The following is a 21,606-nucleotide window of genomic DNA, read 5'->3' on the forward strand; positions in this document are numbered from 1 at the left end:
GCCAGTGAAGATCCGTTGGTCAGCTACGTAGGCCTCCAAGGATTTCGCAATGTGTGCCGGCGTGCGCGTGGGTTCGTGGAAGCCGAAGGCCACCGCCTTTATCCACGATTCGGCGTCGGGGTAACCCGCCTCGCCGTTGGATGCCGCTGTGAAGCGCCGGATTTCATAGTCATCACTCAGTTCAGCCACACCGCCGAGCCTAACCAATGATTCCGGCGCCTGGCCAACAGCAACACGCCGGCCGTTCCCCCAGGCGCCGCGCTCCCGCCTCCTAGTGGCCGGCGTCGTACCAGCTGGGGCCCACGCCGATCTGGACATCCAGCGGGACGCTGAGGTCCGCGGCCGAGCCCATCTGCTCGGTGACGAGCTTCTCAACCGCTTCGCGCTCGCCGGCGGCGACTTCCAGCACCAGTTCGTCGTGGACCTGCAGGAGCATGCGCGACTTCAGGCCCTGGGCGGCCAGTTCAGCGTGCACGCCCAGCATGGCGCGTTTGATGATGTCCGCGGCCGATCCCTGGATGGGTGAGTTCAGCGCGATGCGCTCCGCGTTTTCGCGTAGCTGCCGGTCCGTGCTGGTGAGGTCCGGCAGGTAGCGGCGTCGCCCCTCGATGGTGGCCGTGTAGCCGTCCACCCGGGCCTGGTCCACGACACCGCGAAGGTAGTCGCGGACGGCGCCGAACCGGTCGAAGTAGTCCTTCATCAGGGTGCGGGCCTCGTCCACGGAAATTTCCAGCTGCTTGGACAGGCCGAACGAGGTCAGGCCATAGGCGAGTCCGTAGGACATGGCCTTGACCTTGGAGCGCATGGCGCTGGTGACTTCCTCGGTGGGCACGTGGAAGATGTTCGAGCCCACAAACCGGTGGAGGTCTTCGCCGTCCTTGTAAGCCTGGATCAGGCCCGCATCCCCCGAAAGGTGCGCCATGATCCGCATTTCGATCTGTGAGTAGTCCGCGGACAACAGGCACTCGTAGCCGTCACTGACCACAAAGATGCCGCGGACGCGCCGGCCTTCCTCGCTGCGGATGGGGATGTTCTGCAGGTTCGGGTTGTTCGAGGAGATACGGCCCGTCGCTGCCACGTTCTGCGCATAGGTGGTGTGGATCCGGCCGTCTTCCGTCACGGACTTCTTGAGTGACTCCAGCATCTGCCGCAGCTTGGAAGACTCCCGGTGCGCCATCAGCTGGACCAGGAATTCGTGGCCGGTCTTTTCCAGCAGGTTCTTCAGCGACGCGGCATCGGTGGTGTAGCCGGACTTGATCTTCTTGGTTTTCGGCAGCTCGAGTTCTTCAAAGAGCACGGTCTGCAGCTGTTTGGGCGATCCGAGATTGACCTCATGGCCGATCGCGGCGAAGGCAAGTTCCTGCGCGTTGTCAATCACCTTGGCCAGATCAGCGATCTGCTCGTCCATCCGCGGCAGGTCGATGGCGATGCCCGCGGTTTCCATGTCGGCCAGCACGCGACTGACCGGCAGCTCGAGGGTGGTCAGCAGGTCCCCGGCCTTGCGTTCGGTGAGTTCTGACTCGAAGTGCAGGCTCAGGGACCGGACCACAGCCGCTACCTGCACCAGGGCACCGGCAGCGGCGGCGTCGTCGCCGTCGAACGCCAGCTCCAGCTGGCCCGCCTTGGAGGCCTCCGACGGGACACTGACGTTGAGGTGATGCTGGGCCAGCTCCGCAAGTTCATACGTGCGGCGGTCCGGCTGGATGAGGTAGCCGGAAATTGAGGTGTCGTCCACCACGCCTTCCAGGCCAAGGCCCCGGCTGGAGAGGGCCTTCAGCGCAGCCTTGTAGCCGTGCATGACCTTCGGGGAGTTTTCATCGCGCAGCCAGTCCGCGAGGACATTTTCGGCAGCAGCGTCCTGTGCAGCGAGATCGACATAGACGGCGGCGTCGTCACGGACGATGGCCAGTGCGGCGGCGTCCTCGCCGATGCGCCCAGGCACCAGGTCGACGGCGACTGCCGAGGTCTTGCCAGCGCCGGCCGCCAGGAAGGCACCCAGCTCGGCTGCCTCGGCAGGGACCACGAAGTCCGGCGTGGCGATGCTTTCGCGCTCCGCGGATTCCACTTCTTCGCTGCCGTACAGGGCAAAGAGGCGGGTACGGATGGTCTTGAATTCGAGCTCGTCGAACAGCGTTTCCAGGGCGGCCTCGTCCGGCCGCGGTTCCGCGAGGTCGTCCAGCGTGAGCGGGAGGTCAAGGTCTGTATGGAGCCTGTTCAGCCGGCGGTTGCGCTTGACGTCCTCGACGTTGGCACGCAGGGAGTCCCCTACTTTTCCACCGATTGCATCCAGGTGCTCAAGAACGCCCTCGAGACCGCCGTATAGATTGATCCACTTTGCCGCGGTCTTGGGACCGACGCCGGGAACACCGGGGAGGTTGTCCGCGGTCTCCCCCACCAACGCGGCAAGGTCCGAATACTGGGCGGGTGTCACAAAATACTTCTCCTGGATGGCGGCCGCGTCCATCCGGGGGATGTCGCTGACGCCCTTCCTCGGGTAGAGCACAAAAACGTTGTCCGTGATCAGCTGGAAGGCGTCGCGGTCGCCCGAGACGAGCAGTACTTCAAAGCCTGCCTTTTCCCCCATGGCGGCGAGGGTTGCCAGGATGTCATCAGCTTCGTAGCCGGGCAGTTTGATGGTCTTGATGCCCCAGGCGCCCATGACCTGGTCGATGAGGTCGATCTGGCCGCTCATCTCACGGGGAGTCTCGTTGCGTCCACCCTTGTACTCGCTGTACTCCGCTTTGCGGTGGGTGGTGTCATCCGAGACGTCGAAGGCGACGCAGATGTGGGTGGGCTTCTGTTCCTTGATCAGGTTGATGAGCATGGAGGTGAAACCGTGGATGGCATTGGTGTGCTGTCCGTTGGCGGTGGAGAATTTGTCCGCCGGAAGGGCGAAGAAGGCGCGGAAAGCCATCGAATGGCCGTCAAGCACCAGAAGCCGCGGCTGGCCGGTGCTGGGAACCACTGGGGCTTCCGTAGCGGAGACCCGGCCTCCGACCGGCAGGACGTTGATGTCCTGTAAGGCATCTGCAGCGTCAAGCGCAGTAATTTCGGTCGGGAAGGGGGCCGGTTTGGTAGTTTCACTCACAGGTGCCAGCCTAGTTGCCATGATGGACAATTTCACGCCCGGTCCCTTCACTGAGGAATTGGTCACAGCAGGCATCCCGACGGACCTCCACGACTGGCTCGGCCACATGGGCATCGGCGCGCTGGTCGTGAAGATGGGGATCCACTTCCTGGAGATGCGCCCGGCACGGACGGTGGCCACCATGCCGGTGGAAGGGAACACCCAGGTGGCGGGCATCCTGCACGGCGGCGCCCATGTGGTGCTGGCCGAGACGCTGGGATCTTTCGCTGCCGGGATGCACGCTGGCCCGGGCAGGCACGCCTTGGGCATTGAAGTCAGCGCGACACACCACCGTGCGATCGCCGCGGGCACCGTAACAGGCACCTGCACGGCAATCCACCTGGGCCGGACCCTGACAACGCATGAAATTGTGATGACCGACGAAAAAGGCCGCCGCCTCTCCACGGCACGCATCACCAACATGCTGCGGGACAACGAGCCGGCGGAGGCCTGACAGCTTGAGGCAGTCAGGCCGCTAGCGGGTCGGATCCGGGGCTGTGAGGGTGTAACGCAACTCCACGATCCCCCGCCCCATGGTGCGGGACGCCGTCAACTCCAGCGGCGTCGTCGGGCCTTTCAAAGGGAGCAGCCGCTTCCCCTCGCCCAGGACGACCGGGATGACCGACAGGATGAGTTCGTCCAGCAGCCCGGCATCGGCGAATTGCGCAGCGAGGTTGCCGCCGCCCACCACCCATACGTTCTTCTCACCGGCGTGATCCTTGAAGTCCTGGATGAACTCCTCGACGGGACCGCGGATGAAAGTTATGTCCGTGCCGGCCGGGGCCACGTGTTCGTGCCGGGTAAACACATAGCAGGGTATGGAAGGGTACGGCCAGTTTCCGGGTTCGTGCTCCATCAGCCAGGCGAATGTCTCGCCGCCCATAACAATGCAGCCGACGGCGGCCATGAAGTTTTCGTAGCTTTCCTTGCCGCCCTCGAAGCCGTCGAATTCGAGGAGCCAGGCCAGGTCATCCTTCGGGGTGGCAATGAAGCCGTCGATGGAGGCCGCGACGAAATACTGGATCCTGCACATGGAACCAGAGTAGCGCTGCGGTGGACGGGCTGAAGGGCTACTTGCTGAAGTAAGGAATTATCAGGTAGAGCCCGAACAGCACAGCCAGGCCGCAGAGGCCAAAGCAGAGGTAGGCGAAGTAGCGCTTGGCGCGGGGTGAGGCCTGCTCAGCGTCGCCGGCGATGGCCGTCAGCCGCACGCCCAGCGAATACAGGACCACCACCGTTACTGCGGACACCAGGGTGGTGCCGGCCACGGTCAAGAGTTCCAACCACTTCATAGCTGCGCGTCCTTCTGCTGGTCTGCCATGGCGGCGTCCTTCTGCCGGCTCGGCTTGGCACGGGCCCGGGCGAGGGCTTTCTTCTTGGCGAAGCGGACGGCCTGGCCCGCTTCTTCGACTTCCACGGCATTGTGGTGGCCCACCGACGACTTGCGGGAGTAGACGAACATAAACAGCACCGCCGCGGTGCCGGCGACGGCGGCAATCGCCACACCCACCACGCCCGTCTTCACGAGCAGCGCGGTCAGCGCGCCCACAATACCGGCAGCAGGAAGCGTAAACAGCCAGCCCAGGGCGATCTTGCCCACCATGTTCCAGCGCACCGTGGTGCCTTTGCGGCCCATGCCGGACCCGATCACGGAGCCGGATGCCACCTGCGTGGTGGAGAGGGCGAAGCCCAGGTGGGAGGAAGCCAGAATGGCTGAAGCGGTGCTGGTCTCGGCCGCGAAGCCCTGGGCGGGCTTGACCTCGGTGAGTCCGGAGCCCATGGTCCGGATGATGCGCCAGCCGCCTGCGTAGGTGCCAACAGCGATGGCCAATGCGCACGCCGTGATGACCCAGAGCTGCGGGCCCGAGCCCGGGGCCTGGGTGCCGGCGGAAATCAGCACCAGCGTGATAATGCCCATGGTCTTCTGGGCGTCGTTGGTTCCGTGGGCCAGCGCCACGAGGCTGGAGGTGAAGATCTGGCCGGTGCGGAACCCGCCGCGCTTCTGCGTCAGTTTGCTGCCGGTGTCAGGATCGTGCCGGGATGTCAGCGCATAGGCGAGCCGCGTGCAGAGGTACGCCACAAGGCCGGCAATGAGCGGGGCGAAGACAGCGGGGAGGATGACCTTTTGGAGCAAGGTTTCCAGGTTCACGGAATTAAAACCGATGCCGGCGATGGCCGCGCCGATCAGCCCGCCGAACAACGCATGGGATGAGCTGGACGGCACGCCTTTGAGCCAGGTGATCATGTTCCAGAGGATGGCACCCATAAGCCCGGCGAAAATTATGTCCGGGGTGATCTGGACACCGTCGGAGCCTTCCCGGATGATGCCGCCGGAGACTGTTTTGGCCACTTCCGTTGAAAGGAAGGCACCAACCAGGTTCAGGATTGCGGCGAGGGTCACTGCCGTCTTCGGTTTAATGGCACCGGTGGCGATGGGCGTAGCCATCGCATTGGCGGTGTCGTGGAAGCCGTTAGTGAAGTCAAAAAATAGTGCCAGTCCGATGACCAGCGCCACCATAAAGGTGATGTCCACCTGTTGCCCAATCTGCAGAGACGACGTTCAGCAGTTCCGTTGCCCCCGTCTGCCCTGCACAGCGTAATTCACCTTTAGTTCACGTGGAATGACCTGCGGTGTTAACAGAGCCGGGTTGAAACCTTATCGATCGTACGCGCCCCTGGCATCAGGTCAAAAACAGCTGCTTGGTGGCAAACGCGCTGACTGCGGCCAGTTCAGCTGGAGAAATTCCCCGGCGGGGATCGGGCGACACCGTCAGGATCCGCGGGCCCAGGAAAGCGGCCCAGCCCATTGCTTGCTCTTCATACCGGAGTTGGTCGTCGATCCACACGATGCCATCCGGGTCGCTGGCCGCCAGGTCCTCTTGGAGGGCGGCCAGCTTCCACCACCCCTCCCCCGTTCCGCAGCCCTCCGCCGTTAAGCAGGGCCAGCAGCTGCCGCCCAGACCGATGGCAGGGCACTTGCATGACTTAGGGAGTTCCTGTTACCACACCGGAGTGCCTTCGGGCCGGTATATGACAGCTTTTCCGTCGTCTTGAACGATGAGCCGGGTTCCGGGGTTGTTATCTGTCTTGCTGTCCCACACGTAGTCCTCGTCCCTGGACGTAGAGCACGAGGTTCCCGTCCGCCTGGTACATCAACCCGTAGAAGCCTCTAGCGGCCCGGGCTGTGGGGGTGAAAAGCCGTTTCGGGCTGCATTGTCATGACTACTGCTTGATTTGGTCGTCATCGATAAGCAAATTAGGAGTGCGGCCAGGCTCTGGGTTCGGTAGCGATCCCGGTACCGTCCCTCGGTGCACGGTCCAGTCCCCTTATCAGGATCAGATGTTCCCGGAGCACGGCGACGTGGTCATCCGGGTGGGCAGCGAGAAGGCTGTGCAGAGTGGCCTCGACAGATGCGGCTTCCGGGTCGGTCAGAAGCGCTTGAATGATGCCACGGGCCTGGTCTTGCAGCGACATGACTGTGTCGTTTTCTGGTCCTCCGGCGCGGGGTGCCGTAGCGTGCACGGGAATTTGGGGATTGTCAAAGTTCATCGGCTCGTCCTTTCCTTGGGAACGTTCTCTCTGGGGACCTGCCGGCAACGCCCTGGTCCGTTGCACCCTTTCATTTATGGGACCGTGCATGTGTGTGCGGGCCGCATCGGCGGCTGCGGGTCCTCGGGATGATTGGTTTCCAAGGACACCGGCTGGCTGGGAGTTTCGCTTTGGAATGGCGGCGCAGCGGGGCCCTGACTGGTTCGGGCTTTGATCCTTTTTCGGACGTACCAGGCTGCCGCCGCGGCCGTGAGGACGGCCAGTAGTGCGATGGTTACTGTGGGTCCGAAGGTTTTGGCGGCCGTGAGGTAGGCGTTTCCGGCGAAGTATCCGGCGAGGACTACCGCGGCCCCCCAGATGGTGCCTCCGGCGATGTTGAAGGCCAGAAATCGGCGGTAGGGCATGTGGGATAGCCCGGCGAGGGCGGGCATGACGGCGCGGAAGAACGCGGTGAACCGGCCTAGGAACACGGCCGATCCTCCCTTGCGGGCGAGCAGGTCCCGTGCCCGGTCCAGTTGCGGCCGGCGTTTTTGGAGCAGGGGGATCTGCAGGATCCGGGACCCGAAGTGGCGGCCGATCTGGTATCCGACGGTGTCTCCGATGATGGCTGCGGCGACGACGAGAAGCAGGATTAGCCAGAGTTGGAGATGGTGCTGGCTGGCCAGGACCCCGCCGAGGACGGCTGCGGTTTCGCCGGGCAGGATGAATCCGATGAACAGGGCGTCTTCGGCGAAGACCAGGGCAGTAATGATCAGGTAGGCGGGCAGGGGCCCGGCGTTGCGGATGGCATCGATGATCCAGGTCATGACGTGCGGTCCTGTTCTCGGGCCGCCGGACCGGTTGCTCCTCCAGCGGCCGTCTGGCTCTGGCTCGGGCTCTTCATGGTGGGTCTCCTGCGGGTTCGTATCGGTACTACCAGCATGGATGATGACGCCTGAGGGGATCCTGAGGCTTGTCCCGGAACCGTCGCGTGGCCCGGCAGCAGCCCGTGTCAGTCTAGTTTTTCGCCGGTGCCCTTGGCTTTGGTGGCGGTGGCGGTGGCTGGTGCGAGTCCGGGCGCGGCGGCCTCAACGCTGATTTTTACTTCGTTGGTTGAGGTGCGGTAGAGGCTGTATTTGTTTTCCGTGTAGTGCCCGGGGCCGTTGCCGTTGTCGAAATACACGGTGGCGGACGTGTCCGGCGCCAGGGTCAGTCCGTCCAGCTTCTGGTAGTAGGACTCCGTTTGTCCCGTGGCTGAATCCGTCATGGTGTAGTACACCTCGATACTGCTGATCGGGGCGGGGGTGGAGTTGCTCAGGGTGAACTGGAGCCGGTCCGGAATGGCGGCGTTGGTTTGCGGGTCGGTGTTGTCTTCGGCCTTGGCTTTGCTGATGGTGAGTCCCGGGGCGGTTCCGGTGGTGGCGATGGGGTTTTTGGTGACGGGCAGCACGGTGGCCGCCGGGGCTGTTGATGAGGGCTGGGCCGATGGTGTGGGGGCCCCGAGGGTCCCCTGCCAGATCAGGATCGCGGCCAGGGCGGCGATGACGACCAGTGCCAGGGGAAGAATTTTCTGGAGGGTGAGCGTCTTCATTGTTCTAGGCCTTTCGGAGGAGTTTGTCCCGGGTGCCGGCCAGGAGTGCTGCGGTGATGGCCGCCGCGAAACCGGCGAGGAGCCAGAGGCTGTGGTTGAACGTCCCTGCCCACACAAATGCAGGGCTCTGTTGGTTGTACTGGTTTTTGATGCCGAGCCAGGCGAAGAGGGGGCGTTCATATTGTTTGGTCAGGGAGGTTTGTTCGATGAGGTCGCGGGCTGTTTCGTAGCCGGTGAAGTTGGCCATGACGGCGTGTTCGTGGGCTTTGTCGATTTGGAGGCTCGCGAAGAGGCCGCCGGGGATCTGGTTGTCCGGGTCCATGGTGTCGCCGATTTGCGGGATGATCAGGACCACCACGAGCCAGAGGACCAGGGCCAGGATCAGCCCGGTAGCCGGGGCCCGGGTGAGGGCGGCCAGGGCCAGCGCCGCGAGGGACCACAGGGTGAGGTAGATGGTGGTGTGGGCTGCGGCGATGAGCAGCCGGATGAGGTCTGTTCCCGTCAGGGGGGCGTTGCCGGCGATGAGCAAGGTCGCGGTGATGACGGCGAACAGGGCGGTGGTGACGGCGGTCCAGATGATCAGGGCGGCCAGGATTTTCCCGGCGGCGAAGCTGTGCCTGCCAAGAGGGCGGGTGAAAAGCAGTTGCAGGGTCCCGTTGTTCTTCTCCTTGGCGATCAGTCCGTAGCCGAGGATTACGGCGAAGAGGCTCCCGACGATTTCCAGGTATTCCATGCCAGCCCGGAGCATCTGTAGCGGGAAAAGGTCAGGCGGCGGCGCGGTCACGGCACCACCGCTGGCTTGAAGGGCCGCGAGATAGGTGTTGTAATCGGCAGTTTTGGTCCGGAAGTCCGCGGCCGCGACGAGGACGGTGAGCACGACGACGACGGCCAGGAAGAGGATGAGCAGCCTTACGGAACGGTTGCGGGAGAGGTCCCGGAGTTCCTTCTGGCACAGCGTGATGAGGCTAGTCATGGATTTCCTTTCGCATGCTGGGCCGTCCGGTCAGGACGACCGAGCCGATCCCGGCCAAGAGGAAGGCCAGGATCACCGTGATCCCGCCGGTCATGGTGCCGGTGGCTTGGGGGTCCTGGAGCAGGATTGCGGCGACGTGTTTGAAGTGCTCCCCGAGTGACAAGGGACCGGTGAGGGCGGCGGTGAGCGCAAAGATGCCGGTCTGCGGGGCCGTGGGCGGTGTCACGGGGTTCAGCAGCGAGACGGGGTGGACCGCGGTCCCGAGCAGCGGAAACACGAAGATAATGACGCTCCAGATCACGATGGGGATCAGCAGTGCAGAGGTGTAACTGGATGCGTGGATCCCGCTGAACATGCCCAGGGCCACGAAGAAGAGCAGGAAGAGCCATGCCACGCTAAAAAGTGCCGTGAGTCGGAGCAGCTGATCGGGTGCGGGGATGGTTCCGGTGACGGCGCTGATGCAGGCTGCGCTGATCAGTGCCGAGGTCCCCAGGACGGCGAGGAGTCCCAGGCTGATGCCGGCCATTTTCGCGGACAGGTAGCTGGCCGGGGACAAGCGCCGGGTCAGGACCAGATCGACCGTCCGGGCACGCCGGTCCCGCATCGCGGACTGGACACCGAGCACGATGGCCAGCAGGGCCCCGATCAGGAGGATGTAAATGACGGTGTTGCGGGCATAGTAGAGCGGCGGGACATTCCCGAACGGATTGGGGGCACTCGTGAGCCCCTGCCCGGCCGCTGAGTTGTACACCTCGGTGACGGTTGCCTTCGCGGCCGAGCCGATAAATGCCGAGGCGGCGGTCATGCCGATGAATATCATCAGGAGCAGTTGGGGCAGGCGTTCACGGCCGGCGCTGCGCAGTTCGTGGCCGACGGTGGCTACCCAGGGATTCATGAGGGGGTGCCTGATTCGATGTGGAGGTAAATATCTTCAAGCGATGCCTGGTCAGGGAACGCCTCCAGGGTGGCCGCGACGGAGTTCTGGTAGATCAGCCGTCCTGAGCTAAGGATCCCGATGCTGGTGCAGGTCTTGGTCACTTCTGCCAGAAGGTGGGTATTCATGAACACGGTCATTCCCACGGACTGGTTGAGGCCGATGATGATCTCCCGCAGTTTGGCCACACCCTGGGGGTCCAGTCCGGAGGTCGGTTCGTCCAGGAACAGAACCTTCGGTTCGTGCAGGATGGCCTGTGCGATCCCGGCGCGTTGACGCATCCCTTTGCTGAACGTGGACATCAGTTCCTGGCCGTGGCCGGTGAAGTCCACGGCAGCCAGTGCCGTCTCGATGCGGGCGGCGGGATCCGGTACCCCGGAGAGCCGGGCGAAGAATGTCAGGTTCTCCGCCAGCGTGAGGTTGTCGTAGAACTGGACATTCTCCGGAAGGTAACCGATCGACCGGCGCACCCGGTCAGCGCCGGTGCTGACGTCGTGGCCCGCTATCCGTGCCGTGCCGGATGAGGCAGGCAGCAGCGTGGTCAGGATATTCACGGTTGTTGTCTTGCCCGCCCCGTTGTGTCCGAGCAGGCCGAAGATCTCGCCGCTGGGAACTTCGAGGCTCAGGGCCTCAAGGGCCTGTTTCGACCCGTAGGTCTTAGCCAGCGCACTGGTTTCAATTGCCATTTCCGTCATGCTTAGCAACTTATGCCGCTGCCGATAAGAGAACCCTGAGGATGCGCCGAACCCTTCGGATTCCGGCATCAGGGGTTCAGCCCAAGGGCGGGTGCGAGCCAGCCCACGGCCGGGGCCAGGGACTGCCGTGGAACCTCCCAGGAGTGTCCCAGCCCGGGCACCAGGGCCGTCTTGACGTCAAAGCCGGCTCTAGCTGCTGCGTCAGCGACCCGTGCCTGGTAGCCGGCGAACGTGCCGTCCTGCGCCCCGGCGGCGAGGTAGCTCCTGCTGTGGGTGTAGTGCCGGGTTGCCAGGTCGTTCAGGGGCGCGACCGCGTCGAAGGCGGCGGTGTCTGAGCCGAACGCCTGTGCGATGGTCGCGGCCCGGTTGGGGCCCAGTGCCGGTTCCGCTTCGCCGCTGACGTCGATTACTGAGGGGTAGATGTCGGAGTGCAGGGACGCCATTTGCACGGCGCAGGTCCCGCCAAAAGAGAAACCGCCGATCGCCCACCGTGCTGGGTCAGGATCAACTCTCAGGGTGGCTTTGATCCAGGCGGGGACATCGGTGGAGAGGTGCGTGCGGGCCTTGGCGATGCGCGAATCCAGGCACATGGTGTTGGCCGTGGCGGAGCCGTTGACATCGGGTATGACTACGACGGGTGCGAGTCCGTTGTGTGCTGCGGCGAAAGCATCCATGGCGGTTTTGACGCCGCTGGCGGTAACCCAGTCGACCGGCGAGCCGGGCTGACCGGCGATCAGGACCAGCACCGGCAGTGCCGGTCCTGTGTCTGCCTGGTACGCCGACGGGAGGTAGACGTAGGCGTTGCGGGCGGCGAAGCCGGACGCCGTACCCGGAATCTGCGCCGAGTTGATCGTCCCGGCCGCAGGGAGACCCGCCGGCTTCACCCATGAGCAGGAGGAGCAGTGCCGCCGCCGCTGCCGCGGACCCGACACTGACCGGAACGACCCCGGTGAGCAGATCCAACCCGGAAAGAGTGTTCATACCGTAGTCCTTCGAACTGCCGGTGCTCCCGGACTCCGGGAGTTAATACCGGACGCTGGTGTTGTTGCCCAGGCGCAGGAAGACCCGCGAAGCGGGGTGCTTCGCGGGTCCCGGTACGCCGGCGGCGCTGTGCTGTCGGCCGGTCCTTTCCTCAAGGCCACCTGCGCGGGTCGGTGCTACGGGGAACCGGGTGCGTCCCCCGGATCGGTGTGGTCACCGGTCTGCTCAATGTTCGGACCGGTATCACCGGGCGCCTCCGGTGACTCTGCCGCTTCGGTGCCCTCGACGGCACCCGGGGCATCGGCCGTGTCGCCCGGGGTGAGGGTGTCGACGGCACCTGGTGTGTCAGCCGTATCGCCCGGGGTGGGCGTGTCCGCCGTGACGGATTGGGTGGTGGTCGGCGCCGGTGTTGCAGCGTTTGCGGCCCCAAGGCCCAGCCCGGCCATGCCGAGGACTCCTGCACTGACGATGACGATTTTGGTCTTGGTTTTCAGGTCTTTGACGTTCATGTCCGGCTCCTTTCGTGGCGGGCTCTTGGGTCCGCCGGTGCCTCCCGGTGCGGGTGGCGATGGTTCAAGTGTGGCCCGTGGCGCCTGAGAGGAGACTTAGCGTGCTTGAGGTCCGGCTGAGACAGGACCCGGGGGAGGGGTTTGTTTTCTGCCCTGTGCCGGGCCCATCCTTGGAACATGGATGCTGCTCAGGGTTTGGTGCGCCGGCGCGGTGCGCGTTGGGGTGTGCGCAAGCGCGCGACTGCGACTGCGGTGCTGGTCGTCGCGGCAGCACTGGCCGTGGGCGGGATCGTCCTGCTCGCCTTGCTCCAGAGCTCCCTCGTGGCGTCAACGGAAACGACGGCGCGGCAGCAAAGCTTCGACGTCATCGCACAGATCTCCGGACAGGACGTCGCCGAGGCCGGCCAATACATTGCCTCGACCGCCCATACCGGTCAATACGTGCAAATTCTCGCACCGGGAGGTTCAGTATTTGCCTCATCGATACCTGCAGCTGCCGCGGCCCCATTGACGTCCCTTCGCCCCGGGGCCGGACAGACCCTGACCCAGGACGTGACCGGACTGGACAGCCTCCATGACAACGACGATTTCCTGATCGTGGCGACCGGCGTCGATGTCGGGGGCCGGCTCTACACGGTGGTCGTCGCCGCGACCGTCCAGGTCCAGGCTGACACCGTTTCCACGGTGGCCTGGTTCATCCTCGGGGCCACCCCGCTGCTGCTGGTGGTCGTCGGTATTTCCGTCTGGGTCCTGGTCGGGCGGTCACTGCGGCAAGTGGAACTGATCCGTGGCCAGGTCGCAGGGATCAGCGCACGGAGCCTGGACGGGCGCGTGGACGTTCCGTCCACCGCCGATGAGATCCAGTCCCTGGCCGAGACGATGAACATGATGCTGGGCAGGCTGCAGGCCTCAGACCAGGAACAACGCCGCTTCGTCTCGGACGCCAGCCACGAACTGCGAAGCCCGCTTGCGACACTCAGCGCCGGAGTGGAGATCGCCGCCGCTGACGCTTCCGGCGCGACCTGGGAACAGATGAAAACCGTTTTAGCGGGGGAAACAGCCCGGATGCGTTACCTGGTCGAGGATTTGCTGACCCTGGCCAAAACCAACGACGGCGGTCTCCGGCTCGAGAGCACGGACGTGGATCTGGATGATGTCCTGAACGAGGAGATCCGCCGGCTGCGTTCCACCAGCACCCGCGTTATCGAGGTCAGCCTCGAGCCCGTCAGGGTATCCGGGGACCCGCGGCGTCTGGGCCAGGTCGTGCGCAACGTCCTGGACAACGCAGACCGGCACGCCGCATCCCGGATCAGCATTCGGCTGCGCAACACCACTGACGGGGCGCTCATTAGCATCGACAACGATGGATTGCCGGTGCCGGCGGCGGAACGGGAGCGAATTTTCGAACGTTTTGTCCGGCTGGATCAAAGCCGGTCCCGTGAAAGCGGCGGGAGCGGTCTGGGCCTGGCTATCGCGGCCGGAATTATGGCAGCTCACCACGGCTGGATCCGCACCGGTGAAACCCCCGGCGGGGGTTGCCGATTCGAGCTGGGCTTTCCTCCGGCTCCCGCCACCGCCCGCCAACCAGAGGGGCCGGACCTGGCAGTGGACCCGCGGCTCGCCGAAGCGCCATGAAGGCCTGCGACGGCTTTGAAAGGTTTCGAAAGCCCGGGCACGGGCCAGTTGCGGCTTCATCGGGTTATGTGGGAGCGGCCTTGGAGCGCAGGACGTCACAGCGGTTCCTCAGTTCCAGTGCGGAAGTGTTCTCCCTATGAACCTTCGCAGCGCAACCAGCACCGCATTGGCGATCATCGTCGCGCTGACCCTCGGCATGGGTTCGGCTTCCGCCGCGGAACACGGTAAAACGACGGGAACTGCCGCCAGCGCCGCCCGGGCCGCAAGTCCGGACGCGGCGGACCGAGGTCAGGGCGGCCCGGATATGGTTATCCTCACCGGGTACCCCCAAGAAGTCCACACTGACGAGCGGATGATCGAAGAGGAACTCGAATTCGGGGAAGCCGCCCTGCACACGCTATGGAGGTTCCACACCGGCAGCGCTTAGAGTCCCGGCCGGCCAGGCCCGCCCCCACCACGCGCCGCTCGTTGCATCGGAGCAGGAGAGCCGGGCGCGGACATCACTTTTTATCCGGTTGGCCGGTCAGCGGTCAGCATGTATCCCATTCCCCGGACGGTGGTCAGGGTCTGCAGACCGAAGGGGCTATCGATCTTGCGCCGCAGATACCCGATGTAAACTTCCACGACGTTGTCGCCGCCTTCGAACGCCGGGTCCCAGACGTTGTCGAGAATCTGGGATTTCGACACGACCTGGTCATGGCTGCGCATCAGGTAGTGCAGTAGGCCATACTCCCGGGCTGTCAATTCAATGAGGGAATCGCCCCGGCGGACGTTGCGGCTGCCGGGGTTCAGTGACAGCGTCCCCAGGGTCAGGGTGACGGGCCGTTCCGGGGCGCCACGGCGGATCAGGGCGCGGATCCTGGCGACGAGCACGAGGAAACTGAAGGGTTTTGTCAGGTAGTCATCGGCTCCCAGATCGAAGGCGTCCGTCTGGTCGTATTCCCCGTCCTTTGCCGTGAGCATCAGAACAGGGGTCCAGATCAGCCGCTCCCGGAGTTCCTTGAGAACGTCGTACCCGTTTTTGAGCGGAAGCATCAGATCAAGCAGGATCACGTCGTACGGGTTCTCCGTAGCAGCCCACAGGCCGCTGACCCCGTCATGGGTAATGTCGACCACGAAGCCCTCATTAGTGAGTCCGCGCCGGACCGTCTCGGCCAGCATTTTTTCGTCCTCGACCAGCAGCACCCGCATGCCCGGCCCCCTTTCGTTGGTACTTGCAGTATCCCGGACGCCCGTTGAGCGGAACCTGAGCAGCGGCGGAGCGGCTCTCAGTTTTTTCTCAGGGCGGGTGCCCCAAGCTGGTGGCACCCCGGCGCATCAGCGCTCATACTGTCAGGACTGCACCATGGATTCCTCCCCCGCCCGCCGGACCACGATCTTCCCGGGGCTGCGGTCCTGGTGGTGGGTCACCGTGGCCGCGTCATTGTTCGCCACCACGGCCGCGGCGGGGATGGCGGCGAAGTCCTTCGGACCACTGGCCCCGGAGCTGGGCCTGGACATCTCCCTGAGTCATGGGAGGAACAGTGCGTTGATTGCGGCCAGTGAGGCCATTCATTACGGTCTTGGACCGGCCGGTGCCCTGGCGCTGGTGATGATGATCTGCGGGTACCTGCTCTGGTCCCGCCGTCGCCCGGTTCAGGCGCTGGCGTTCGGCTCCGTTGTTGCTGTCGGGTGGCTGGCCTCAACGGCCGGCAAAATCCTGGTCAGCCGCTCCCGGCCGCCTGCCGACGCGACCGGAGCGCTGATCGCTGAAACGGGCAACAACAGCTTCCCTTCCGGGCACACGGCCTTCGCAGTCGCCCTGGCGCTGGCGGCCGTGCTGGTCCTAGCCCACGGCACCGGGCAGCGCCTGACGGTTCTGGCCGCAGGCTCACTTTTCGTCGCGATAGTGGCGTTCTCCCGGATGTACCTCGGTGTGCATTACCTTAGCGATGTAATCGGGTCTGTCCTGATCAGCAGCGCGGCGATCCTGGCATGGCTGCCGGTATGGAATACTCTCGTAGCGCCGCGGATCTCCGGCATTGGCCTGATCCGCGGGTTCGAGGCAAGAACGCTGGGGCGGCAATGACCCCACAGGACCAGCAACCCTGCAGGATATCCCCGATGAATTTCCGCTCCCTCCGCATCTGCTGAAAGGAATTCCCGTGGCAGCGCCACCGCTGGATTCTGGACCCGTTGCCCGCCAAGGGCGTTGGCTGTCCCGGATCGGAAATCTCCGCCGAGCCCCGGTCACAGTAGGTTTTGTCCTGGCCTTTTGGGCCGCCGGCGCACTGTCCTCCACCCTCATCACCGGCCCGGCCGGCACCCTGCGTCCCAACGTAGCGGCGACAGCGCATTCTTTTCCCGGTCACTGGTGGGCGTTGCTGACCTCCGGGGTGTGGGCGCAAAACCTGGCCGGGTACCTGCTGGGCAGCGCCGTTGTGCTCGTGGTCGGGCTGGCCCTGGAATCCCGGATGGGGAGCCTAAGATTCGCCACGGCGGCCCTTGGCTCTCAAATCCTCGGAATTTCTGCCGCTCTCGGGTTCCTCACGGTTGCACAGCAGGTCATGGGGACCTGGACCCAGGAAATGAGCGGGCACATCTTCCTGGGCCCCAGTGCGCTCATGACCGGGGCCATCATGGCGGGGTCAGCAGTGATGCCGACGCTGTGGCGGCGGCGGGTCCGCCTGGTCGTCTTCGCCCTGCTGGTACTCCTGGCCCTCTATAGCGGCGGGTTCGCCGACCTGGTCCGCCTCGGTGCCGCAGGGGCCGGGGCCCTTCTGGGCCCGGTCCTGCACGGCAGGGGGCCCCGGTTCGTCCGCCCTGTCAGCTCCCGACATGAAGGCCGGGTCCTGATCGCGCTCCTTGTCGCCGTATCGGCCATCGGGCCCGTCGTCGCTGGCCTGACGCCACACGCCGCGGGACCGTTATCGGTGCTGCGTTTCCTATTCACCAACATTCAGCCCGTGGACCCGGCGATACTCCAATCCCTGTGCGCCGACCCGGGACAAGCGAAGGAATGCGCCGGCGCGCAACTGCAACTGCGCGCCGGCGCCGGCGGGATCTTCATGGCGATCCTCCCGTCATTTCTCTTAGTGCTGCTCGCAGACGGTCTACGCCGTGGACGCCGCTTCGCCTGGGCCGCCGCCGTGCTGATCCAGCTGGGTTTGTCCGTGCTGGCCGGAATAACTATTGCCGGAGTCCTGTATCCGGCGGCACCGGGGGCTGCGGCGCCCGAAGGGATCGGCGCCATCGAAACTGCCGGGTACACGCACCCGCTGGCCCTGGTGCTGCCGCTACTGCTGCCCGCGGTGCTGACCATCGTGTTGCTGATCTCCCGTGGCCTCTTCCCGGTCGCAGCCCCGGCGGGGACCTACCGACAGCTCGCGGCCCGGACCGGAGCCGCCGCAGCTGTCCTCAGTGCCATCTATCTGGCCGCCGGTACTGTCCTGGCCGACGGCTTTACGCCCGGGCCGGGACCGGGAGAACTGCTGGCAGACATTCCCGACAGGTTCCTACCACTGGGTTACATGCTGGATGCGTCCCCGGCGTTCTTCCCGCAAAGCACCCTCGCGGTTCTGCTCTACGAGGGCATCGGCGTCACCTTCTGGACCGTCACAGCCGTCCTGGTCCTGAAAACCTTCCTGCGCCCGGCCCCGACCCAACACAATGCCGGCACCGGCCGCGCCCGGGAAATACTGAAAACCCAACAAGGCAGCACCCTGTCCTGGATGACAACCTGGCCCGGGAACACCTACTGGTTCTCCTCGACCGGTGAAAGCTTCATCGCCTACCGCGTCATCGCCGGGATCGCCCTGACACTCGGAGTCCCGGTCGGACCCCGGCCCCAGACTAAAGCCGCGTTCGCGGAGTTCACCAGGTTCTGCACCAAGCAAGGCTGGACGCCGTGCTATTACTCCGTGCCCCAGGAACTACGCGACCACGCCGCGTCCCTCGGCTGGGACTCAGTCCAGGTTGCCCAGGAAACGATCCTGGAACTGGATGCGGTGTCCTTCCGGGGAAAAAAATTCCAGGACATCCGCACGGCCATGAACAACGCGGCCAAAGCCGGCATCAGCGCCGAATGGACCACCTACGCGACCGCGCCCTTCTCCGTACTGGCCCAAATCCAGGAAATCTCCGAAGAATGGGTGGCCGACAAAAAGATGCCCGAAATGGGATTCACCCTCGGCGGCCTCGACGAACTCAACGACCCCGACGTCCGCCTGCTGCTCGCCATCGACAGCACCCACACGGTCCACGCGGTCGCCTCCTGGCTGCCCGTCTATAACAACGGCACCATCGAAGGCTGGACCCTGGACTTCATGCGGCGCCGCCGCACCGGATTCCGTGCCGGCATCGAATTCCTCATCGCCTCCGCCGCACTCAGCCTCAAAGACCAGGGATACAGATTCATCAGCCTCTCCGGGCCCCCCTGGCCAGGCTGAACGCGGATGCACCGCCCACACCTACACCAGCCGGGCCGCAGACCTCCGGAAGCCTCGACCGGCTGCTCAGCTGGCTCGGCGCAACCCTGGAACCCATCTACGGATTCAGGTCCCTCCTGGCATTCAAAGCAAAATTCCAGCCACACTACGAACCCCTCTACATGATCTACCCCGACGCCGCGGCGCTGCCGGCCATAGCCAACGCCATCACCCGGGCCTACCTCCCCACCATCAACCTCGGTGAAAGCCTGACACTGGCCCGACGCATACTCCGCCGGCCCACACGCTCCCGCCCCACCGGACGGCGTCCCACAACACCGGACCGCCCCGGCGCACACGACCGCGTCCCGGCGATGAACCTCCCGGCGCCAACGCCCCCGGCAGGGAGCCGCTCCGGCCAGCATCCGGGTCACATACCATACCGTCAGCCGCCATCCCGGGCCGGAACACCGGGGAAGAATCAGGAATGAGGAATCGAAACCCCCGGATGCCTGCACCTAAAAACACGGCGGCCGCAAGACGGGACAGAGAAAGGACGGACACGGCCATGGGGTCAGCTCATCGAAATCATCCGGGCACAGCCGCCAGCCGTCGTGCGTTCATCCTCTCCGCCGCGCTGGCCCTCGCCGGATGCCAAAATCCACCCGAGAACCGTGCAGACAGATCGGAGAACGCCACCCGCAACGCCGCCGCCCCGGCGGGCCCTCCACCAGCCCCTCTACCTCCGGAGCCCTTACCGTCCCCACCCGGCAAGGAACAGATCGTGGCAACCTTCACAGGGCAAGCGCCCCTGGCCTGGGGGCTTCAGCTTCCCGGAGTCCTCACCTGTCTCCCTCCCGGAAACGCGGGCATCGCTCTGAGCTTTGACTGCTGCGGCGGCCCCGGCAGTAACGCCGTGGACCAGAACCTCATCGATGCCCTGCAAAAAACGGGCACCCCGGCCATATTTTTCCTGAACTTACGATGGATCAGGGCCAACCCGGGACCGGCGAAGTCACTGGCCGAAAACCCGCTGTTCGAAATCGGCAACCACGGCACCCGACACGTGCCGCTCTCGGTCTCCGGCCGCAGCGCCTACGGCATCTCCGGGACCGCCAGCGTGGCCGAAATCTACGACGAGGTCATGACAAACCAGGACGCCATTCACCGTCTCACCGGCAGGGCTGCCCGATATTTCCGGCCGGGGACCGCCTACCTTGACGACGTCGCTGTCCGGATTGTCCATGCAATGGGAATGGTCCCGGTCTCCTTCAGCACCAACGGCGACGGCGGCGCCACCTACCCCGCCGCGGTGGTATTCCGCGAAGTCACCGCAGCCAGGGCCGGGGAAATCGTGATCGCCCACGCCAACCACCCGACCGGAGGAACGGCCGCCGGAATCGTCCGTGCACTGCCGGCATTGCACGCCGCGGGAATCATCCCCGTTCCACTCACCGATACCTGACCCGGCAGCGGAGACGCCGCCGTCCGCGCCTGGCCGCCGTGCTCCTCAACGAGTAAAATTTCGAAGGCGGCGACCAGGACGGGTGACGGCACTGGCGGATAGGCCCGTCCCGCGCGGCTCCGTCAGACAGAACAAGACGCTGCCGAGCGCGAAGCCGAACCGGATGTCACCAAGCGGCCGTGGGTGCACGTGGGCTGACCGCCCGACGGCTGGAGGTCACCCCCCGAGCTGGTGGACTGTGAAGGCCGTCAGGAACCCTACGGAAGCGGTCAGTCCCGTGAGGTTGTGATGCTCCTCGAACGCTTCGGGGATCATGGTGTCGGCGAGCATCGCCAGGATCCCGCCCGCCGCGATCGCGGTGATGAAGGCGACGACGGCGTCCGGCGCGTTCTCCAATGCCACGAACCCGATCAGCGAGGCGAGCCCGGACAACACGGCAATGCCTCCCCACACCCCAAAAATGTATCCGGTACTGCGGCCGGCCTTTTTCATCCCCGCAGTACCGGACAGACCCTCGGGAACGTTGGAGATAAACACTGCCACAAGCATGGCCGGGCTGACCGATCCCGCGGTGATGAGTCCGACGCCGAGAACTACCGACTCCGGGATCCCGTCGAGGAGGGCGCCGAAGGCGATGGCCGTGCCGCTGCCGGGACTCTCCTGTTCCGACGGTTGCTGGCCGCCCGAGCGTTTGCGGTGTTTTGCGCCGGCCCGGTTCAGGAGCATGTTTACTCCGACGTAGACCACGGAGCCGGACAGGAACCCGGTCACCGTTGGCCACAGGCCTCCTCCCTCAACCGCCTCGCCGACGAGCTCGAACGCCAGGGCCGAAATCAGCACGCCCGCCCCAAAGGACATGATCGAGGAGACAAGTTTGGACGGAATGGCCCATTTCCAGGATGCGGCCGCCCCCAACACCAGTGCAGCACCGGCCACGGTTCCCCACATCAACGCCTGAAGCCACACCGGCATGCTGCCACCTTTCGTTTTGTCCGCCCAGGGCTCACCGGACTGACTGAACCTGTACGCCCTGAACCTATACGCCTTCGGCCTCGTACGCACGGAACCGTGCCTGTCTACTGGCAGGGGCGGCAATTGTCGTAGGCTCAGGGGCATGGCCAGATACTTTGATGTTCACCCCCAGGATCCCCAGCCCCGCGCCATCACGCAGGCCGTGAAAATCGTGCTCGACGGCGGGCTGATCGCCTACCCTACGGACTCCTGTTACGCTCTCGGCGCCCAGCTGGGCAACAAGGATGCGCTGGACCGGATCCGGAATATCCGCAAGCTCGATGACAAGCACCACTTCACGCTGGTGTGCAAGGATTTTGCCCAGCTGGGCCAGTTCGTGAACATCGGCAACGATGTCTTCCGCGCCATTAAGGCCGTCACGCCCGGCAGCTACACGTTTATCCTGCCTGCCACCAAGGAAGTACCGCGCCGGCTGCTGCACCCGAAGAAAAAGACGGTGGGCGTGCGGATCCCGGACAACCGGGTGGTCCAGGCGCTGCTGGCCGAGCTTGGGGAGCCGCTGCTCTCCAGCACCCTGCTGCTCCCGGACGAGGAAGACCCGTTGACCCAGGGCTGGGAAATCAAGGAACGCCTCGAATACGAGGTGGACGCCGTCATCGATTCCGGCGACTGCGGGGCCGAGCCCACCACGGTGATCGACTATTCCAGCGGCGTGGCCGAAGTGGTGCGTCGCGGCACCGGGGACCCGTCCCGGTTCGAGTAAGCCCTTCCTTGAACACGAGGACCCGC

Annotated in this window: 23 protein-coding genes; 8 read left to right on the top strand and 15 right to left on the bottom strand. The window is 64.8% G+C overall.

Going from position 1 to position 21,606, the window contains the following annotated elements:
* Window positions 1–271 precede the first annotated feature (271 nt).
* Entirely contained in the window at window positions 272–3,088 is a 2,817-nt protein-coding gene (gene polA, locus QK290_RS11310) for a DNA polymerase I (protein WP_282330751.1), read from the bottom strand.
* Between the two features lie 19 nt (window positions 3,089–3,107).
* Between polA and QK290_RS11315 the strand changes: the two genes are divergently transcribed.
* Window positions 3,108–3,581, top strand: a complete 474-nt coding sequence (locus QK290_RS11315; protein WP_282330752.1) for a hotdog fold thioesterase — start codon at window positions 3,108–3,110, stop codon at window positions 3,579–3,581.
* Window positions 3,582–3,602: 21 nt separating this feature from the next.
* On the opposite strand, the gene QK290_RS11320 is transcribed toward QK290_RS11315, so the two are convergent.
* The 12 genes from QK290_RS11320 to QK290_RS11375 all read right to left on the bottom strand — a co-directional run bounded on the left by QK290_RS11320 (window position 3,603) and on the right by QK290_RS11375 (window position 12,339).
* Window positions 3,603–4,160, bottom strand: coding sequence for a dihydrofolate reductase family protein (locus QK290_RS11320; RefSeq protein WP_282330753.1), 558 nt, complete (start codon window positions 4,158–4,160; stop codon window positions 3,603–3,605).
* A gap of 37 nt (window positions 4,161–4,197) precedes the next feature.
* Complete coding sequence (locus QK290_RS11325) at window positions 4,198–4,419, bottom strand: hypothetical protein (protein WP_282330754.1); 222 nt, start codon at window positions 4,417–4,419, stop codon at window positions 4,198–4,200.
* Window positions 4,416–5,660: an inorganic phosphate transporter gene (locus QK290_RS11330; protein ID WP_282330755.1), complete on the bottom strand. Its 1,245-nt coding sequence runs from the start codon at window positions 5,658–5,660 to the stop codon at window positions 4,416–4,418. Before QK290_RS11330 ends, QK290_RS11325 begins: the two co-directional genes overlap by 4 nt.
* A 148-nt stretch (window positions 5,661–5,808) precedes the next feature.
* Window positions 5,809–5,973: a hypothetical protein gene (locus QK290_RS11335; RefSeq protein WP_282330756.1), complete on the bottom strand. Its 165-nt coding sequence runs from the start codon at window positions 5,971–5,973 to the stop codon at window positions 5,809–5,811.
* Between the two features lie 410 nt (window positions 5,974–6,383).
* Window positions 6,384–6,602 carry a hypothetical protein gene (locus QK290_RS11340; RefSeq protein WP_282330757.1) on the bottom strand — a complete coding sequence of 73 codons (219 nt, stop codon included), beginning with the start codon at window positions 6,600–6,602 and terminating at the stop codon, window positions 6,384–6,386.
* Between the two features lie 149 nt (window positions 6,603–6,751).
* On the bottom strand, window positions 6,752–7,483 hold the full coding sequence (locus QK290_RS11345; RefSeq protein ID WP_282330758.1) for a DedA family protein: 732 nt from the start codon (window positions 7,481–7,483) through the stop codon (window positions 6,752–6,754).
* 185 nt (window positions 7,484–7,668) lie between these two features.
* Complete coding sequence (locus QK290_RS11350; protein WP_282330759.1) at window positions 7,669–8,247, bottom strand: hypothetical protein; 579 nt, start codon at window positions 8,245–8,247, stop codon at window positions 7,669–7,671.
* Between the two features lie 4 nt (window positions 8,248–8,251).
* Window positions 8,252–9,220, bottom strand: coding sequence for an ABC transporter permease (locus QK290_RS11355; RefSeq protein ID WP_282330760.1), 969 nt, complete (start codon window positions 9,218–9,220; stop codon window positions 8,252–8,254).
* On the bottom strand, window positions 9,213–10,115 hold the full coding sequence (locus QK290_RS11360; RefSeq protein ID WP_282330761.1) for an ABC transporter permease: 903 nt from the start codon (window positions 10,113–10,115) through the stop codon (window positions 9,213–9,215). Before QK290_RS11360 ends, QK290_RS11355 begins: the two co-directional genes overlap by 8 nt.
* Window positions 10,112–10,840 (bottom strand): ABC transporter ATP-binding protein, encoded by a 729-nt coding sequence (locus QK290_RS11365; RefSeq protein WP_282330762.1) that lies wholly within the window; start codon window positions 10,838–10,840, stop codon window positions 10,112–10,114. Before QK290_RS11365 ends, QK290_RS11360 begins: the two co-directional genes overlap by 4 nt.
* A 77-nt stretch (window positions 10,841–10,917) precedes the next feature.
* The gene (locus QK290_RS11370) at window positions 10,918–11,733 is read right to left on the bottom strand and encodes an alpha/beta hydrolase-fold protein (RefSeq protein ID WP_282330763.1); all 816 of its coding nucleotides are present in this window, start codon (window positions 11,731–11,733) and stop codon (window positions 10,918–10,920) included.
* A gap of 273 nt (window positions 11,734–12,006) precedes the next feature.
* The gene (locus QK290_RS11375) at window positions 12,007–12,339 is read right to left on the bottom strand and encodes a hypothetical protein (protein ID WP_282330764.1); all 333 of its coding nucleotides are present in this window, start codon (window positions 12,337–12,339) and stop codon (window positions 12,007–12,009) included.
* A gap of 177 nt (window positions 12,340–12,516) precedes the next feature.
* On the opposite strand from QK290_RS11375, the gene QK290_RS11380 reads away from it, so the two are divergent.
* Both QK290_RS11380 and QK290_RS11385 read left to right on the top strand, forming a co-directional pair.
* Window positions 12,517–13,974 carry an ATP-binding protein gene (locus tag QK290_RS11380; protein ID WP_282330765.1) on the top strand — a complete coding sequence of 486 codons (1,458 nt, stop codon included), beginning with the start codon at window positions 12,517–12,519 and terminating at the stop codon, window positions 13,972–13,974.
* 136 nt (window positions 13,975–14,110) lie between these two features.
* Window positions 14,111–14,401, top strand: coding sequence for a hypothetical protein (locus tag QK290_RS11385; RefSeq protein ID WP_282330766.1), 291 nt, complete (start codon window positions 14,111–14,113; stop codon window positions 14,399–14,401).
* 80 nt (window positions 14,402–14,481) lie between these two features.
* On the opposite strand, the gene QK290_RS11390 is transcribed toward QK290_RS11385, so the two are convergent.
* Window positions 14,482–15,165 carry a response regulator transcription factor gene (locus tag QK290_RS11390; protein ID WP_282330767.1) on the bottom strand — a complete coding sequence of 228 codons (684 nt, stop codon included), beginning with the start codon at window positions 15,163–15,165 and terminating at the stop codon, window positions 14,482–14,484.
* Window positions 15,166–15,319: 154 nt separating this feature from the next.
* Between QK290_RS11390 and QK290_RS11395 the strand changes: the two genes are divergently transcribed.
* The 4 genes from QK290_RS11395 to QK290_RS11410 all read left to right on the top strand — a co-directional run bounded on the left by QK290_RS11395 (window position 15,320) and on the right by QK290_RS11410 (window position 19,845).
* Entirely contained in the window at window positions 15,320–16,042 is a 723-nt protein-coding gene (locus QK290_RS11395; protein WP_282330768.1) for a phosphatase PAP2 family protein, read from the top strand.
* A gap of 76 nt (window positions 16,043–16,118) precedes the next feature.
* Window positions 16,119–18,401 (top strand): DUF2156 domain-containing protein, encoded by a 2,283-nt coding sequence (locus QK290_RS11400; RefSeq protein WP_282330769.1) that lies wholly within the window; start codon window positions 16,119–16,121, stop codon window positions 18,399–18,401.
* Window positions 18,402–18,562: 161 nt separating this feature from the next.
* Complete coding sequence (locus QK290_RS11405; protein ID WP_282330770.1) at window positions 18,563–18,871, top strand: hypothetical protein; 309 nt, start codon at window positions 18,563–18,565, stop codon at window positions 18,869–18,871.
* Window positions 18,872–19,164: 293 nt separating this feature from the next.
* Window positions 19,165–19,845 carry a polysaccharide deacetylase family protein gene (locus tag QK290_RS11410; protein ID WP_282330771.1) on the top strand — a complete coding sequence of 227 codons (681 nt, stop codon included), beginning with the start codon at window positions 19,165–19,167 and terminating at the stop codon, window positions 19,843–19,845.
* Between the two features lie 216 nt (window positions 19,846–20,061).
* Here the strand turns inward: QK290_RS11410 and QK290_RS11415 are convergent, their stop codons facing one another.
* Window positions 20,062–20,817, bottom strand: coding sequence for a ZIP family zinc transporter (locus QK290_RS11415; protein WP_282330772.1), 756 nt, complete (start codon window positions 20,815–20,817; stop codon window positions 20,062–20,064).
* Window positions 20,818–20,959: 142 nt separating this feature from the next.
* Here QK290_RS11415 and QK290_RS11420 point away from each other — a divergent pair, with 142 nt between their 5' ends.
* Window positions 20,960–21,580: an L-threonylcarbamoyladenylate synthase gene (locus QK290_RS11420; RefSeq protein WP_282330773.1), complete on the top strand. Its 621-nt coding sequence runs from the start codon at window positions 20,960–20,962 to the stop codon at window positions 21,578–21,580.
* The last annotated feature ends 26 nt before the right edge of the window (window positions 21,581–21,606 follow it).

The organism is Pseudarthrobacter sp. AL07 (assembly GCF_029960665.1).
Classification (GTDB): Bacteria; Actinomycetota; Actinomycetes; order Actinomycetales; family Micrococcaceae; genus Arthrobacter.

Excerpts from the sequence above, each read along its gene's own strand:
- QK290_RS11315 (WP_282330752.1), top strand. The coding sequence starts at position 3,108 with ATGATGGACAATTTCACGCCCGGTCCCTTCACTGAGGAATTGGTCACA.
- QK290_RS11320 (WP_282330753.1), bottom strand. The coding sequence starts at position 4,160 with ATGTGCAGGATCCAGTATTTCGTCGCGGCCTCCATCGACGGCTTCATT.
- QK290_RS11325 (WP_282330754.1), bottom strand. The coding sequence starts at position 4,419 with ATGAAGTGGTTGGAACTCTTGACCGTGGCCGGCACCACCCTGGTGTCC.
- QK290_RS11340 (WP_282330757.1), bottom strand. The coding sequence starts at position 6,602 with ATGTCGCTGCAAGACCAGGCCCGTGGCATCATTCAAGCGCTTCTGACC.
- QK290_RS11345 (WP_282330758.1), bottom strand. The coding sequence starts at position 7,483 with ATGACCTGGATCATCGATGCCATCCGCAACGCCGGGCCCCTGCCCGCC.
- QK290_RS11350 (WP_282330759.1), bottom strand. The coding sequence starts at position 8,247 with ATGAAGACGCTCACCCTCCAGAAAATTCTTCCCCTGGCACTGGTCGTC.
- QK290_RS11355 (WP_282330760.1), bottom strand. The coding sequence starts at position 9,220 with ATGACTAGCCTCATCACGCTGTGCCAGAAGGAACTCCGGGACCTCTCC.
- QK290_RS11360 (WP_282330761.1), bottom strand. The coding sequence starts at position 10,115 with ATGAATCCCTGGGTAGCCACCGTCGGCCACGAACTGCGCAGCGCCGGC.
- QK290_RS11365 (WP_282330762.1), bottom strand. The coding sequence starts at position 10,840 with ATGGCAATTGAAACCAGTGCGCTGGCTAAGACCTACGGGTCGAAACAG.
- QK290_RS11375 (WP_282330764.1), bottom strand. The coding sequence starts at position 12,339 with ATGAACGTCAAAGACCTGAAAACCAAGACCAAAATCGTCATCGTCAGT.
- QK290_RS11380 (WP_282330765.1), top strand. The coding sequence starts at position 12,517 with ATGGATGCTGCTCAGGGTTTGGTGCGCCGGCGCGGTGCGCGTTGGGGT.
- QK290_RS11385 (WP_282330766.1), top strand. The coding sequence starts at position 14,111 with ATGAACCTTCGCAGCGCAACCAGCACCGCATTGGCGATCATCGTCGCG.
- QK290_RS11390 (WP_282330767.1), bottom strand. The coding sequence starts at position 15,165 with ATGCGGGTGCTGCTGGTCGAGGACGAAAAAATGCTGGCCGAGACGGTC.
- QK290_RS11395 (WP_282330768.1), top strand. The coding sequence starts at position 15,320 with ATGGATTCCTCCCCCGCCCGCCGGACCACGATCTTCCCGGGGCTGCGG.
- QK290_RS11405 (WP_282330770.1), top strand. The coding sequence starts at position 18,563 with ATGATCTACCCCGACGCCGCGGCGCTGCCGGCCATAGCCAACGCCATC.
- QK290_RS11415 (WP_282330772.1), bottom strand. The coding sequence starts at position 20,817 with ATGCCGGTGTGGCTTCAGGCGTTGATGTGGGGAACCGTGGCCGGTGCT.
- QK290_RS11420 (WP_282330773.1), top strand. The coding sequence starts at position 20,960 with ATGGCCAGATACTTTGATGTTCACCCCCAGGATCCCCAGCCCCGCGCC.